This is a genomic window from Streptomyces sp. NPDC054842, assembly GCF_053611025.1.
Genome location: NZ_JBSGZN010000028.1, coordinates 1 through 14006, shown reverse-complemented (window position 1 = coordinate 14006; position 14006 = coordinate 1). Strand labels below are relative to the sequence as shown.

The 14006-nt window shown below is 72.3% G+C and carries 13 protein-coding genes; 5 read left to right on the top strand and 8 right to left on the bottom strand.

Annotated elements, in window-relative coordinates; translation table 11 throughout:
- Window positions 1-13: 13 nt before the first annotated feature.
- Both ACWGIS_RS22020 and ACWGIS_RS22015 read right to left on the bottom strand, forming a co-directional pair.
- On the bottom strand, window positions 14-646 hold the full coding sequence (locus tag ACWGIS_RS22020) for a GNAT family N-acetyltransferase (protein ID WP_453364146.1): 633 nt from the start codon (window positions 644-646) through the stop codon (window positions 14-16).
- Window positions 647-735: 89 nt separating this feature from the next.
- The gene (locus ACWGIS_RS22015; RefSeq protein ID WP_453364145.1) at window positions 736-1401 is read right to left on the bottom strand and encodes a TetR/AcrR family transcriptional regulator; all 666 of its coding nucleotides are present in this window, start codon (window positions 1399-1401) and stop codon (window positions 736-738) included.
- 72 nt (window positions 1402-1473) lie between these two features.
- On the opposite strand from ACWGIS_RS22015, the gene ACWGIS_RS22010 reads away from it, so the two are divergent.
- Window positions 1474-4620: a carboxyl transferase domain-containing protein gene (locus tag ACWGIS_RS22010; RefSeq protein WP_453364144.1), complete on the top strand. Its 3147-nt coding sequence runs from the start codon at window positions 1474-1476 to the stop codon at window positions 4618-4620.
- Window positions 4621-5010: 390 nt separating this feature from the next.
- Here the strand turns inward: ACWGIS_RS22010 and ACWGIS_RS22005 are convergent, their stop codons facing one another.
- On the bottom strand, window positions 5011-5796 hold the full coding sequence (locus ACWGIS_RS22005; protein ID WP_453364143.1) for a LysR substrate-binding domain-containing protein: 786 nt from the start codon (window positions 5794-5796) through the stop codon (window positions 5011-5013).
- A 58-nt stretch (window positions 5797-5854) separates the two neighbouring features.
- Between ACWGIS_RS22005 and ACWGIS_RS22000 the strand changes: the two genes are divergently transcribed.
- The gene (locus ACWGIS_RS22000; RefSeq protein ID WP_453364142.1) at window positions 5855-6259 is read left to right on the top strand and encodes a DUF5997 family protein; all 405 of its coding nucleotides are present in this window, start codon (window positions 5855-5857) and stop codon (window positions 6257-6259) included.
- Between the two features lie 125 nt (window positions 6260-6384).
- Here ACWGIS_RS22000 and ACWGIS_RS21995 read toward each other — a convergent pair whose 3' ends face one another.
- Window positions 6385-7014 (bottom strand): dihydrofolate reductase family protein, encoded by a 630-nt coding sequence (locus tag ACWGIS_RS21995; protein ID WP_453364141.1) that lies wholly within the window; start codon window positions 7012-7014, stop codon window positions 6385-6387.
- Window positions 7015-7229: 215 nt separating this feature from the next.
- Here ACWGIS_RS21995 and ACWGIS_RS21990 point away from each other — a divergent pair, with 215 nt between their 5' ends.
- Window positions 7230-7673 (top strand): DUF6281 family protein, encoded by a 444-nt coding sequence (locus ACWGIS_RS21990; protein ID WP_453364140.1) that lies wholly within the window; start codon window positions 7230-7232, stop codon window positions 7671-7673.
- On the opposite strand, the gene ACWGIS_RS21985 is transcribed toward ACWGIS_RS21990, so the two are convergent.
- The 4 genes from ACWGIS_RS21985 to ACWGIS_RS21970 form a co-directional block, all read right to left on the bottom strand.
- A complete protein-coding gene (locus ACWGIS_RS21985; protein ID WP_453364139.1) occupies window positions 7648-8484 on the bottom strand; it encodes a carbohydrate ABC transporter permease in 837 nt (278 codons plus the stop codon). The two genes, ACWGIS_RS21990 and ACWGIS_RS21985, sit on opposite strands and share 26 nt — an antisense overlap.
- Window positions 8481-9494 (bottom strand): carbohydrate ABC transporter permease, encoded by a 1014-nt coding sequence (locus ACWGIS_RS21980; RefSeq protein WP_453364138.1) that lies wholly within the window; start codon window positions 9492-9494, stop codon window positions 8481-8483. The genes ACWGIS_RS21985 and ACWGIS_RS21980 overlap by 4 nt, the downstream gene beginning before the upstream one ends.
- Before the next feature lie 2 nt (window positions 9495-9496).
- Window positions 9497-10798 carry an ABC transporter substrate-binding protein gene (locus tag ACWGIS_RS21975; protein WP_453364137.1) on the bottom strand — a complete coding sequence of 434 codons (1302 nt, stop codon included), beginning with the start codon at window positions 10796-10798 and terminating at the stop codon, window positions 9497-9499.
- A gap of 73 nt (window positions 10799-10871) precedes the next feature.
- Entirely contained in the window at window positions 10872-12113 is a 1242-nt protein-coding gene (locus ACWGIS_RS21970; RefSeq protein WP_453364136.1) for an aminotransferase class V-fold PLP-dependent enzyme, read from the bottom strand.
- 253 nt (window positions 12114-12366) lie between these two features.
- Here ACWGIS_RS21970 and ACWGIS_RS21965 point away from each other — a divergent pair, with 253 nt between their 5' ends.
- Together ACWGIS_RS21965 and ACWGIS_RS21960 are read left to right on the top strand one after the other, a co-directional pair.
- Window positions 12367-13080, top strand: coding sequence for a FadR/GntR family transcriptional regulator (locus tag ACWGIS_RS21965; RefSeq protein WP_453364135.1), 714 nt, complete (start codon window positions 12367-12369; stop codon window positions 13078-13080).
- 202 nt (window positions 13081-13282) lie between these two features.
- Window positions 13283-13744 carry a hypothetical protein gene (locus tag ACWGIS_RS21960; RefSeq protein ID WP_453364134.1) on the top strand — a complete coding sequence of 154 codons (462 nt, stop codon included), beginning with the start codon at window positions 13283-13285 and terminating at the stop codon, window positions 13742-13744.
- Window positions 13745-14006 lie beyond the last annotated feature (262 nt).

Here is a 14006-nt window from a genome sequence, read left to right as displayed (position 1 = left end):
GCGGAGCGGGCGCTCACAGTCGGTCGAGTCGTCCCGTCGTACGCCCGAGGCAGGTGACCGGTCCGGGGTCCGGCACGTCGATCTCGTGGAAGCCCAGGCGGTCGTAGAACGCCCTGGCCCGCGTGTTGGCCGTGACCATCACCAGGTGGACGGCCGGGACGCCCTTGTCCCGCAGGGCCGCCAGCAGTGCCCTCATCAGCGCACGGCCGTGCCCGCGGCCCTGCCACTCGGGGAGCAGGTCGATGTGCAGGTGGGCCGGATACGCGGCCATCTCGGGGAAGACCATGCGCTCGGGGTCGTGCAGCAGCGCGACGATCGCCTGGTCCGCGCTGGCGGGCGGGCCGGAGGGAAGCGGATAGCGATCGGCGACCCGGGGCAGCCACTTCGCGCGGAACGTCTCGGCGAAACGGGCGGTGTCCGCGGCGCCGACGACGTACCCCACCGCCTGTCCGCGCCCGTCGTCCAGCACGAAGGCCAGGTCCGGTTCCAGCTCGACGTACGGGAGGGCGAAGGCGGCGGGGAAGATCCCGGGATCTCTGTAATGGGGCCTGCTGTCACCGCCGTTGTGGGCGGTGAGCACGCAGATGTCCTCGACGGCCGCCCGGTCCTGCGGGCGGTACGGACGTACGGCGGGAGAGGAAGTCACTACCGCATCCTGCCTAGTTGGGAGCGCTCCCACAACCGTCTTTCACCGACGCCCTTTGCGACGGGCGCTCCAGTGCCCGGGTCACCGGCTCATGTGCTATGGCGGGTGCGGCTGTTCGGGCCGGGGCGGACTCCGAGCAGGTTGAGGTACATGGCCGTCACGTCCCGGACCGCGTCGTCGTACGTACCGGGATCCGCGGCGGCCAGCCGCGCGAACTCGACGCACATGCCGCCGACCGCGCGGGCGACGGCGAGCGGTTCGGCGACCGGGGCGGCCCGGCCCTCGGCGGCCACGCGGCGGATGTAGCGGGCGTGGCGGTGCACGGGCCGCTCGCAGATCTCCTGCCACAGCTCGGCCAGCCGGGGGTCGGTCCGGGCCTGCTCCGCCAGCGGTCCGAGCAGCGGCAGATGGCGGGCGTAGGCGGCGACGAAGGCACCGACGGAGGCCGTCGCGACGGCGCGCACGTCGTCGGTGTCGTCCACGTCCGGCACGTCCTGCGCGGCGAGGAACGCGTCCCTGACCCGTGTGGCGAGGACGCGGAAGATCTCCTCCTTGGACGCGAAGTACACGTAGAAGCCGGCGCGCGAGATCCCGGCCTCGGCGGTGATGTCGCCCACCGTGGCGGCGCCGTGGCCGAGCCGCGCGAAGACGGCCTCGGCCGCGTCCAGGAGCCTGCCGCGCGCCGGGGCCTCGCTGCGGTCGCGGGCTGTGCGGGTCGCCCACGCCCGCCGTACCGCCTGTTCGTCGGCTGTCACGCCGCGAGCATATTGACGTTGACGTCAATGTCAATGAGCATGGCGGCCGACCACGGTTTCCCGGAGGGGCTCATGGGTTCTGCCGCCGTACTCGTCGCCAACCGCGGGGAGATCGCCGTACGTGTCCTGCGCGCCGCGGCCGAGGCGGGGCTGCGCACCGTCGCGGTGTACGCCCCGGACGACGACCTGCACGTCCGCTACGCCGACGAGGCGGTGCCGCTGGGCGGGGCCGGCTACCTGGACGCGGACGCACTGCTGGCCGCGGCGCGCGGCTGCGACTTCCTCCACCCGGGGTACGGATTCCTCAGCGAGGACGCCGGGTTCGCCGCCCGGTGCCTGGCCGGCGGAGTCCGTTTCGTCGGCCCCTCCCCCGAGGTGCTGGCGCTGTTCGGCGACAAGGCGCGCGCACGCGCGCTCGCCGTGGACCAGGGCGTGCCGGTCCTGGAGGGGACCCGCGGCGGCACGAGCCCGGAGGAGGCGCGGGAGTTCCTGGCGGGCGGCCCCGTCATGGTCAAGGCGGTGGGCGGGGGCGGCGGCCGCGGGATGCGGGTGGTGCGCTCGGCCGGAGAGCTGGCCGACGCCTGGGAGCGGTGCCGCTCGGAGGCCCAGCAGGGCTTCGGAAGGCCCGAGTTGTACGTGGAGCGGCTGCTGGAGGGTGCCCGGCACATCGAGGTGCAGGTCGTCGGCGACGCGACCGGCGCCGTCACCCATCTGTGGGACCGGGACTGCAGCGCCCAGCGCCGCCACCAGAAGTTGATCGAGATCGCACCGGCGCCCGGACTGCCGCCGCGGGTGCGCGACGCGCTGCTGTCCTGTGCCCTGCGGATGGCCCGGGCGACCGGCTACACCGGACTGGGCACCTTCGAATTCCTGGTCCGCGGCGAGGAGTTCCGCTTCATCGAGGCCAACCCCCGTCTCCAGGTGGAGCACACGGTCACCGAGGAGGTGACCGGCGTCGACCTGGTCGCCGTCCAGCTGCGGCTGGCCGCGGGCGAGACGCTGGAGGCGCTGGGGCTGGCGGGTGAGCCCCGGGCTCCTCGCGGCCACGCCGTGCAGGCCCGGGTGAACGCCGAGGTCACGGCGGCGGACGGCACGGTACGTCCGTCGGCGGGCCGGCTCGCGCGCTTCGACGTGCCGACCGGGCCCGGGGTCCGGGTCGACACCGCCGCGCGGGCGGGGGCCGAAGTGGGCGTCCGCTACGACTCGTTGCTGGCCAAGGTGATCGTGTCCTCACCGCACGGGGTCGCCGCCGCCTGCGAGCGGGCCCGGCGGGCGCTGGACGAGTTCACGGTCGAGGGGGTGCGGACGGGCGTCCCGCTGCTGCGCGCGGTTCTCGACCGGCCGGAGTTCTGGGCGCACACCGGGTTCGTCGAGCAGCACCTGGCCGAGCTGGTCCCCGAGGACGCCGCCCCGGCACCCGCCGAGGGGACCGCCGTCGCCCCCATGAGCGGCACGGTCGTCGGCGTCGACGTGTCCCCGGGCGACCGGGTGGCGGCGGGCGGGCAACTGGTCGTGCTGGAGGCCATGAAGATGGAGCACGTCGTCCGGGCGGCGGCCCCCGGAGTCGTCCGTGCCGTGCACGCGCGCCTCGGCGACACCGTGCGGGAGGGGCGGCCCCTGGTCGAGCTGGACGGGGCGAGCGACGCGTCCGGCGGGACCGGGACCGTGGGGACGGTCGACCTGGACGCCGTACGGCCCGATCTGGCCGAGGCGCGCAGCCGCCACGCCTTCGGTCTGGACGAGCACCGCCCGGACGCCGTGGCCCGGCGCCGCGCGCTCGGGCGCCGTACCGCCCGCGAGAACATCGAGGACCTCTGCGACGCGGGCAGCTTCACGGAGTTCGGCGCCCTGGCGATCGCCGCGCAGCGCAGGCGGCGCTCGCTGGACGACCTGATCCGCTCCACCCCGGCCGACGGCATGGTCACCGGCACGGGGCGGGTCGACGGAGCGCCCTGCGTGGTGATGTCGTACGACTACACGGTCCTGGCGGGCACCCAGGGGCACCAGAACCACCGCAAGACCGACCGGATGCTGGGCGTCGCGGAGGAGCGGCGGTTGCCGGTGGTGCTGTTCGCCGAGGGCGGCGGGGGCCGGCCCGGAGACACGGACACCACCGCCGTCGCCGGTCTCAACATCACGACGTTCCAGCGGATGGGACGCCTCAGCGGCACGGTCCCGCTGGTCGGCATCGCCTCGGGTCGGTGCTTCGCCGGCAACGCGGCCCTGCTCGGCTGCTGCGACGTCGTGATCGCCACCCCCGAGGCCACCATCGGCATGGGCGGTCCCGCGATGATCGAGGGCGGCGGCCTCGGGGTGTACCGGCCCGAGGAGGTCGGACCGCTGTCGGTCCAGGAGCCCAACGGGGTCGTCGACATCGCCGTGGCCGACGAGGCGGAGGCGGTCCGCGTGGCACGCCGCTACCTCGGGTACTTCCAGGGCGCGCGGGAGGGCTGGGAGGCGCCGGACCGGCGGCTGCTGCGCCACGTCGTGCCGGAGAACCGCCGGCGCGCCTATGACATGCGGGCGGCCGTGACGGCGCTCGCGGACACCGGGTCGGTGCTGGAGCTGCGGCCGGCGTTCGGCGTGGGCGTGCTCACCTCACTCGTCCGGATCGAGGGCCGTCCCGTGGGGCTCCTCGCGAGCAATCCGGCGCATCTGGGCGGCGCCGTCGACCGGGACGCGGCGGACAAGGCGGCCCGCTTCCTCCAGCTCTGCGACGCGTTCGGCCTCCCGGTCGTCTCGCTCTGCGACACCCCCGGTTTCATGGTCGGTCCGGACGCCGAACGGACCGCGACGGTACGGCACTTCGCGCGCCTCTTCGTGACGGGCGCGAACCTGCGCGTACCGCTCGTCTGCCTCGTCCTGCGCAAGGCGTACGGGCTCGGCGCGATGGCCATGATGGGCGGCTCCACCCGCGCCCCGCTGGCCACCGCCGCCTGGCCGAGCGGCGAGTTCGGCGGCATGGGCCTGGAGGGCGCGGTCCGCCTGGGCTACCGCAAGGAACTGGAGGCGATCGAGGACCCCGAGGAGCGCGACCGCGCCTTCGCGGCCCGAGTCGCCGAACTGTACGAGCACGGCAAGGCGGTCAACGCGGCCGCCGCACTGGAGATCGACGCGGTGATCGACCCGGCGGAGTCCCGGGAGTGGATCCTCGCCGCCCTCGACGGCCACGAGCAGGTTGGTCCCCGGGAGGGCCGGGGGTTCGTCGACACGTGGTGAGTCCGCCCGGGAGGCGGAACCGCCGAGGTGTGGTGCGGCCGCCGGGAGCCCAGCCCGGTCCCGAGCTGACGGGCGTCGCCTGCCATGCCCGTCAGCGGTCGGCGGCCCGACGGCTGACGGCCCGGCCTCCTCACGTGGTGACGCCGCAGGGGACGGCAGAGCCGCTGCGGTGCAGTGAGGCCGCGTGAGCCCAGCCCCGGTCCCGAGCTGACGGAAGTTGTTGGCCATGCCTTTCAGCGGCCGACGCCCCGGCGGCTGACGACTGACGTTCGGTGGCCTGGGCGTGCCTTTCGGTAGCCCGATCTGCGCATGGAACCGGCGGTCGGCTCAGTGGTGCCGCTCCTGCCGTGCGGGTCAGGAGCGGCGCGCGATCGGCCGGCCGGAACCGGGTTACGAGCGGCGGCGGGGTTTTCCGCGCTTCGCGCCCTTGGTGGCGCCGCCGGAACCGCCGGAACCGCTCCGGGGGTTCTTGCCGCCCTGCTTGCCGCCCGCCGGCTTGCGGCGCGCGTCGCCCTTCGGGGGCTGCTTCCGCTTGGGCTGGGCCGAAGGGGCGGCCGGGGCCGTGGGACGCCCGCGGGAGCTGTTGACAGTCCGCCCGCGGACGATGCCGATGAAGTCCTCGACCTGGTCGGTGGTCCGCTCCTCCGGCCACGACAGCGCGACGCGTGACTCGGGGGCGTCCGCCACCGGCCGGTAGGTGAGGTCCTTGCGGTGGTGCAGCCGGGCGAGGGACTGCGGGACGACGACGACCCCCACGCCCGCCGCGACCAGTTCCACGGCGTCCGCGGTCGTGGCCGGACGTTCGTTGGCGGGCCGCCCGGGCAGCTTCTGCCAGTCCAGGACGTCGTCGAGGGGATGCAGCACCAGCTCGTCGGCGAGGTCGTCGACGGACACCTCGTCGACCGCCGTCACGATGTGGTCCCTCGGGACCACGACGACCGTCGTCTCGGCGTAGAGGGGGATCGCGCTGAGGTCCGTACCGTCCACCGGGAGCCGGACGAGGCCGGCGTCCGCGCCGCCGTCGCGCAACAGGCCGCTCGCCTCGGCGGCGGGCACCGCGACGAGGGTGAGCGGGACGTCCGGCAGGCGCTCGTTCCAGATCCGCACCCACTTGGCGGGTGTCACTCCCGGGACATACGCGAGCCGGAACGAGGGGGTTGCTTCCGAGCCTGTCACCTGGCCAGGCTACCGGGCGTGGTCAGAGGCGGCGCACATGCTCGTTACCCTTGACACCATGACGTCGCAGCAGACCACCCAGACCATGAAGCCCGCCACCGCGGCGAAGAAGCTGGGTGTGTACCTCCAGGCCACCCCCGCCGAGTTCCAGGAGGGTGTCGTCTCGCGCACCGAGCTGAGCGCCCTGCAGAGCGACCCGCCCGCGTGGCTGGAGGAGCTGCGCCGGAACGGTCCGCACCCCCGCCCGGTGGTCGCGGCGAAGCTGGGCATCTCGATCGCGGGGCTCGCCCGCGGCGGGGTCACCGAGGCGCTCACCACGGAGCAGATCGAGGAGCTCAAGAAGGAGAACCCGTCCTGGCTCCGGCGGGAGCGCGCCACCCAGGCCGAGGTCCGCAAGGAGACCGTGCGCCTGAAGGAGAAGAAGGCGGAGCGGGCGAACCAGTCCGACGACAGCCGCTCGTGACCCCACCCCGCTCCCCCGACGACAGCCGCTGCTGACCCACCCCGCTCTCCGACGACACCCGCTCCTGCCCCACCCCGCTCCCCTGCCCCGGCGGGGAGGGAGCCTTCTCCGGCGTGAGCCGCGGGTCAGCGTCTGACCAGCAGTGCGTGGGTGGCGGCCGGTGAGGCCGCCGTCTCGGCCACCCGGTAGTCGCCGATCGCGTCGGCCACGTTGTCGAGCAGCCGCTCGCCCCGGCCGACGAGGAGCGGGACGACCGCCAGGTGCAGTTCGTCGATCAGACCGGCCCGCAAGTACTGCTGCACCGTGGCCGCTCCGCCGCCGACGCGTACGTCCCTGCCGCCCGCCGCCTCGAACGCCCGCTCCAGCACCGTATGCACGGACTCGTCGGTGAAGTGGAACGTGGTTCCGCCCTTCATCGCCACCGACGGCCGCGGATGGTGCGTGAGGACGAAGACGTCGTGGTGGAAGGGCGGGTTGTCGCCCCACCAGCCCGTCCACGACTCGTCCTCCCACGGGCCGCGCTGCGGCCCGAACATGTTCCGCCCCATGATGGTCGCGCCGACGTTCCGCTCGGACCGTTCGACCCAGTCGATGTCGACGCCCCTTCTGCCGTCGGCACGGTCCCGCAGGGCGTCGAACATCCACGTGTGCAGGCCGTCGGTGCCGTCGCCGAGCGGTGCCTCCAGGCGTTGCCGCGTTCCCGCGGCGAAGCCGTCGACCGAGACGGTGAGGTTGTGTCCACGCAGCTTGGGCATGAGGTGCTCCTCGGTCCGTTGTCTTCCACTCTCACCCCTGCGTCGAACGAGGGCAGACCGGATCGACACCCGCCACGGAAGTCCTTCCGGCCGAACGAAGACGGCCCCCTCTCCGTCGTAGTGGTGAAGGTCCGGGACGGGGGCGCGGCAGGACTGCCCCGGCCTCCGGTATGCAACCGAGCGGGAGCCGAGGGGCTTCCGGAGGAGGTCTCCCGATGGGAACGGTGCTGCACACGAGCCGGGGCAGAGGCGTGCGGGCGGCGGTCGCGGCGGCCGTCGTCGCGTCCGCCGTGGCCTGCACGGACGTGGGCGGTGGTGGCGGTGAGGCCGCCTCGTCCTGCGCCTTCCTGGTCGAGTACGAGGGCCGGACGTACCAGGACGTGGCCAACATCCCGTTCACGGTCGGGGACGCGCTCGGCGAGGCGGTCGTCCCGGCGTGCGACGACACCCCGAACGACGGGGACGACGGTGTGCCGGGGTCGGCCACGACCGCCTACGCCGTAGCGGAGCTGGACCCCGGCATCGCCGTCGCCGTGGGAGACGCCCCTGACGACGTCCGCCTCGTCGTCGTCCGCCGGGACGGTGAACTCCCCTCGAAGGTACGTGAATTGGTCAGCGGTCCCGGCGCCTCGCCTATCCCTTCACCGCGCCCGAGGTGAGTCCCTGGACGATGTGGCGGCTGGCGAAGGCGAACAGGAGCATCGTCGGCAGGATGGTGAGGACCGCCGCCGCCGACATCGAGCCCCAGTCGATGTTGAAGCTGGAGATGAACCCGTTCAGGGCCGTGGGGACGGTCTTGTTGCTGTCGCTGTTCATCAGCGTCACCGACAGGAACAGCTCGTTCCAGCAGTTCACGAAGTTGAAGATGAACGCGGCCACGATCCCGGGCCGCATCACCGGCAGCAGCACCCGGAACAGCGCCCCGAACCGGGACAGGCCGTCGATCATGGCGGCCTCCTCCAGGGCGTCCGGGATGTTCTCGAAGAAGCCCCGGAGCATCACCGTGCAGAACGGGATGCAGACGGCGATGTAGACCAGGATGAGGCCGAGCCGGTTGTCGACCAGGTTCAGGTCGGTCATCAACAGGTACAGCGGCCCCAGCGCGATGAAGGTGGGGATCATCTGCGTGACCAGGGCCGCCATCAGCAGCGCGGACTTGGTGCGGAACTCGAAGCGGGCCAGGACGTACGCCGACAGCATCGAGATGGCGGTGGCGACCGCGCCCGCGACGGTGGCGACGACGAGGCTGTTGGTGAGGTAGACGCCGAAGTCGGCCTTGGCGAACAGCCCTCGGTAGTTCTCCAGCGAGACGTGCTCGGGCCAGTAGGAGAGGGGGAAGGCGAAGATGTCGCCGGGCGCCTTGAGCGAGGTGACCGTGATCCAGTACAGCGGGAAGACGGTGAAAACCACCCACAGGCCGAGGAAGGTGAACTTGGCGGCCCGTCCGGCCGTGGACTCCTTGCCGATCACGGCTTCACCTCTCGCTTCTCACGCGTGGCCAGGAGGAAGAAGACGGCGAACACCAGCAGCGTCGCGACCACGATCAGGCCGAGCGCGGACGCCTTGCCGTAGTCGCCCTGCTGCGTGATCTTGATCATCCAGGTGGTCACGATGTGCGTCTCGTTGTTGGGTCCGCCGCCGGTCATCCCGAAGATCAGGTCCGGGAAGTTGAAGATCCAGATGATCCGCAGCAGGACGGTCAGTGCGAGCGTGACGCGGATGTACGGGATGGTGATCCGGAACAGCGTCCGCACCTTGCCCGCGCCGTCGAGCGCCGAGGCCTCGTACAGCTCGTCGGGGATGGACTGCAGCGCGGCCAGGATCATGATCGTGAAGAACGTGACCCCGTACCAGACGTTGGCAACCACCACGGCGAACATCGCCGTCTGCGGGTCGGCCAGCCAGGCGACCGGCTCGTCGATCAGACCCGCCTTCTGCAGCAGGTCGTTGACGACCCCGAACTCGCTGTTGAACATCCAGCGGAACAGGATGCCGATGAGGAAGCCGGAGATCGCCCACGGGAAGAACACCAGCGCCTGGTAGAGGCCGCGGAAGGGGAACTTGCGGCGCAGCCACAGGGCCAGGGCGAAACCGATCACCAGTTGCGGCACGATCGACCCGAAGACCCACACGGCGGTGTTACCGAGGACGGTGCCCCAGGCGGGGTCGGCGAAGACGTCGTGGAAGTTGTCCAGGCCCACCCAGGAGGTGTCGGTGAGGTCCGACAGGTTCCAGTGGCGGAAGGCCATCTGGCTGCCGGCCAGCATCGGGTAGTAGGTGAAGACCGCCACGAAGACCGCGGCCGGGGCCATGAAGGCGGCGATGAGCAGTCCCCGGCGGGACGTGAACTCCGGCTTGCGGCGGCCCCGCGCCGCGCCGCGGGCGGGCGGGGCGCCCCCGTCACCGGAGGGGCCCGCCGTCCTCGTCTTCGCCGCCTTCGTCTTCTTCGTCGTACTCGTCGCTCCGGACGCGGTCGGCATGGCTACTTCTCCTGCTGCCGCTTCTCGGTCCAGTACGCGTCCCAGCCGGCCAGAAGTTCCTTCGGCGTCGTCTTGCCGAGCACGAGCTTCTGGATGTCGGCGTCGGCCTTCTGCTGCCACTCGGTCCACCACGCGACGCCGCGCGGCTGGCTGACGTTGAGGTACTTCTCCGGGTGCTCCGTCATCGTGACGTAGCTGGACCAGGGGCCGGTCTTGTAGAACGGGTCCTCGGTGGCCGACTTGAGGATCGGCACCAGGCTGTTCTTCTTGGTGAAGGCCGTCGACGCCTTGCCCTCGGACAGGAACTCGACGAGCTTCAGCGCCTCGGCCTTGTGCTTGCTGCCGCTCGCCACGCCCCAGCCGGCGGTGGCGAGGGGCTGCACGGTCTTGCCGCTGGGGCCCGCGACCAGCGGGGCGGTGTCCCACTGGTCCGCGGAGATCGCCTTGGACTCCGAGACGGTGGCGATCACCTCGGGGTCCTGGAGCAGGAAGGCCGTGGACCCGTTGGAGAAGCCCTCCACCATCTCCGGGTAGCCCCAGGAGACGGACGACTTCGGCGAGGCCTCCTTGAAGAGCTCGACGTAGGTCTCCATGGCGTCGAGGGCCTCGGGCGCGGAGAAGATCGTGCTGCCGTCCTTCAGCTTGAAGCCGTCGGCGGGGTCGATCCTGTCGGCGACGTACGCCTCGATGGCGGCCGTGGCGTTGCTGTTGGCGTTGGCTCCGCCGCGGAAGGCGTACCCGTAGCGGCGCTTGGCGGGGTCGTGCACGGCCGAGGCCTGCTTCAGCAGTTCCTTCCAGGTGGCCGGCGGTGCCGAGAACCCGGCGTCCTTGATCAGGTCGGTGCGGTAGAAGAGGCTCAGTCCGTAGAAGCCGTAGGGGACGAAGTACGTCCTGCCCTTGGTGTCCTGGGACGCCTTGACGGCGTTCTCCGTCATGGCGTCCCAGCCCTTCCAGCCGGTCAGGCCCTTCTTCATGTCGTGGAGCCAGCCGTTGTTCGACCACGGGCCCACCGTGATGTCCCGCACCTCCAGGGTGTCGACACCGCTGCCGGACTGGAGCATCTGCTGGATCTTCTGGTCGGCCTGCTCGGTGGGCGGCGAGATGAGGTTGACCTTGATCTTGGGGTGCTGCTGCTCGAAGTCCGCTATGAGGTCCTTCAGCAGGCTCGTGCGCGCGGGGTTCGTCAGGCTCTCGACCATGTTGAGGGTCACCGTGCCGCTGTCGCCGCCGCCCATGGCGGAACAGCCGGTCAGGACCATCGTGGCGGCCGTGCCGAGGGCCAGGGCTGCCGTCCTTCTCTTCATCGTGCCGACCTCTTCCTTGGATCTGCCGCACTCAAGGCGGCTTCGGGGGACGGGGGTTGTCGGTGGCGCGGTGTCACGGGGTGCCGGAACGGGCCCGTGCGGTGCGGGCCCACTCGCCGAGGACGGGGACACAGGTCTCGGCGAAGTACTCGTAGTCGGCGGGGGTGTTGTAGACGTGTGCGGACAGCCGCAGATAGCCGATGCCGTCGAAGCTGGTGAAGGCCGTCTCCACGCCCAGCTCCCCGGCGGCCCGGTCGCGCAGGGCGTCGGCCTCGACGCGGCTCGCGGCCAGACCGGCCGGCAGGCGCACCAGGCGCATGCCGGGCACGGGCATCCCGACATCGACCGTGCCGGGCTCCCCCGTCAATTCGGCGAGGGCGGCACCGATGACCTGTTCCGCGTAGCCGGCGAGGTCGTCCATGTACCGCCGGGCGGTGTCCCAGCCCCAGGTGCGCTCGACGAAGTCCAGCGCGGCCGGCGCGGCCAGACTGCCGGTGACGTCCACCGTCCCCTGCTGGTCGAAGCGGTCGGGGTACGGATCGGCGGCGGCCCACGAGTCGATCAGCGGGTGGAGCCGCTCGCGCAGTTCACCACGGGCCACCAGCGCGGCGGTGCCCCGCGGCGTGCAGCCCCACTTGTGCAGGTTGCCCACCCAGAAATCGCAGTCCAGACCGTCGAGCGGGGCGGCGATGAGCCCGGGTGCGTGGGCCGCGTCCACGAGCAGCGGGATGCCGAGCCGCCGGGCGTGGGCGCCGACGCGTTCGACCGGCATGCGGCGGGCGGTCGCCGAGGTGATCTGGTCGAGGACGACGAGCCCGGTGGCGTCGCTCAGCTCCGCCGCCACGGCCTCGTACGCCTGCTCCTCACCGGCGTCCAGCGGCACCCGCGCGGTGCGGACCCGCCCGCCCCAGCGGCGCGCCAGCCGCTCGGCGCCCATGGTCACCGCCCCGTAGCCGTGATCGGTGACGACGATCTCCCCGCCGGGGCGGTCCGGGAGGCCGGCGTAGACGACGCTGACCCCGGCGCTCGCGTTGGGGACCAGGGCGAGGTCGTCCGCGTCCGCCCGCAGGAAGCGGGCGAGTTCCACCCGGGTGTCGGCGATCCGCTGCGGCAGCGCCGGGAACCAGACCACCGGCGACCGGTCCATCTCGGCGCGCAGCTCGTTCTGCCGTTCCTGTGCCACCAGCGGGACCGCCCCGAACGAACCGTGGTTCAGGTGCTTCATGGCCGGGTCGAGCGACCACGCCCGGGCGGCGGGCCGGCCGTCCGCCAGCAGCAGGGGGCGCGGGGCGGTGGTGACCTCGGTCTCGCTCACATGTCTCCTCGTCCGCCGGGATCCGAAGGGCCGTACGGCACACGGGTGCGCCGTACGAGACATCGGACCGTCACCTGAACTCGTATGATGACTCGGCATCCTGCACGGCATTTTCCGGCCAGGCAAGGGTCATACACAAGAAGTCATCAGATGAGTTGCGGTCGAGACGCCCAGGACATCTGATGACTCGGGTGGACTCGCTAGAGTGCACCCGGGCTCGGCGGTGCCGCCGGCCCGTCAGGGGAGGAGTCGGATGTCGGCGGTCGACAGGGCGTTCCACGGGCTACGGCACATGATCGCGACGGGCCGCCTGGTCGCGGGTGAGCGCATCCCGCCGGAGGCCGACCTCTGCGAGGAACTGGGCGTCTCCCGCGGCTCGTTGCGCGAGGCCGTACGGATGCTGGCCGCCCTCGGCGTGATCGAGCCGCGGCACGGCTCCGGCACCTACGTCTCCCCGCTCCGCCCCGAGGACGTCATCGGCAGCCTCTCCCTGACCCTCGAACTCCTGCCGCTGTCCGGCCTGTTGGAGGTGTACGAGATCCGGCGGGTGCTGGAGGCCCACGTCGCCGCGAAGGCGGCCGCGCGCCGCACCCCCGAGACGGTGCGGACGCTCCTTTCGCTCTGCGACGCGATGGAGGCGACCGACGACCCGACCGAGGCATCGGAGCTCGACCACGAGTTCCACGCGGAGATCGCCCGGGCCGCCGGCAATCCCGCGCTCGCCTCCCTGCTCTCGGTGTTCCGCGCCCGCTCCCGCAAGTACCAGGTCTTCACGCTCCCCGAGGGCCCCGAGCTGCGCCGCAAGAGCGACGAGGACCACCGCGTCATGGCCACCACGATCGCCGACCGGGACCCGGGCGCGGCGGCCGGCGCCGCGGAGGCGCACGTCGCCCAGACGGAGCGGTGGCTGCGCGCCTTCATGCCGCCTCTGGAGGAGCAGGACCGGTCCGAGGACCCGCCCGCCTGATCCGCCCCCGCCCGAGCCCGCGGTCATGGATCGCGTTGGGCCGTGCGAGTGGTGCATCTCCGGCGGGGGCCGTAGCGTCGGAACCGAGGATTCCGCCCGCGCGGAGGCGCGCTCGGCGGGGTCCGGGCCCCGGCGTGCCCGGCGGGGTGACGGGCGAGGACGCGTGGCCGGTGGGCTCCGCGACGAGGTTCCGGGAGCGGACATGGCCAAGAACGTATTCAGGGCGGCGGTCATGTTCGGCGCCGCCGCGGCCCTCGCGACCGCCACGGCCGCCGCCGCACCCGCCGCGGCACCGCGGTCGGCGGACACCGCCGGCCGGCAGGTGAGCAGCACGGTCCTCATGGACTGCTTCGACCGGTCCCAGGTCCGCCCGGCCGACTTCATCCTGGCCTGCGGCGACGGGAACAGCCGCCTGACCTCGCTGCACTGGACTCGGTGGGACGCGAAGCGCGCGGTGGCCACGGGCGTCAACGTGGTCAACGACTGCAAGCCCTACTGCGCGGCGGGCACCTTCCGCTCGTGCCCGGTCACCGTGCGGCTCGACCACCCCCGGACGTGGAAGCAGCAGCCGCAGCTGTCCCACTACACCCGCATGAGCCTGACGTACACCGACGGCAGGCCGGACGGATATCCCAGGACGGTGCACCAGCCGCTCTGGAACTGAACGGTCCACGCCCGCCGCACGCCACAGCGCCACGTCACCCCCCAGGAGGGTGACGTGGCGCAGTGGCGGCCTTCGGATGCCGAGCGGAATTCTTGAGGCGGCGACGAGAAACGCCCCCGTGAGCGCGGCGGCGCGTCCCGCACCCTCGCACCGCCGCACCCCCGCACCGCCGTATCGGTGCGGCCCCGGTGCGGCCCCACCCCTGTGCGCCCCGGCCCCCGCCCGCTCCGACGACGTGGGGCGGACCGCGCGTCCTGACGCG

Excerpts from the sequence above, each read along its gene's own strand:
- ACWGIS_RS21980 (WP_453364138.1), bottom strand. The coding sequence starts at position 9,494 with ATGCCGACCGCGTCCGGAGCGACGAGTACGACGAAGAAGACGAAGGCG.
- ACWGIS_RS21990 (WP_453364140.1), top strand. The coding sequence starts at position 7,230 with ATGGGAACGGTGCTGCACACGAGCCGGGGCAGAGGCGTGCGGGCGGCG.
- ACWGIS_RS22010 (WP_453364144.1), top strand. The coding sequence starts at position 1,474 with ATGGGTTCTGCCGCCGTACTCGTCGCCAACCGCGGGGAGATCGCCGTA.
- ACWGIS_RS21995 (WP_453364141.1), bottom strand. The coding sequence starts at position 7,014 with ATGCCCAAGCTGCGTGGACACAACCTCACCGTCTCGGTCGACGGCTTC.
- ACWGIS_RS21965 (WP_453364135.1), top strand. The coding sequence starts at position 12,367 with ATGTCGGCGGTCGACAGGGCGTTCCACGGGCTACGGCACATGATCGCG.
- ACWGIS_RS21975 (WP_453364137.1), bottom strand. The coding sequence starts at position 10,798 with ATGAAGAGAAGGACGGCAGCCCTGGCCCTCGGCACGGCCGCCACGATG.
- ACWGIS_RS22000 (WP_453364142.1), top strand. The coding sequence starts at position 5,855 with ATGACGTCGCAGCAGACCACCCAGACCATGAAGCCCGCCACCGCGGCG.
- ACWGIS_RS21960 (WP_453364134.1), top strand. The coding sequence starts at position 13,283 with ATGGCCAAGAACGTATTCAGGGCGGCGGTCATGTTCGGCGCCGCCGCG.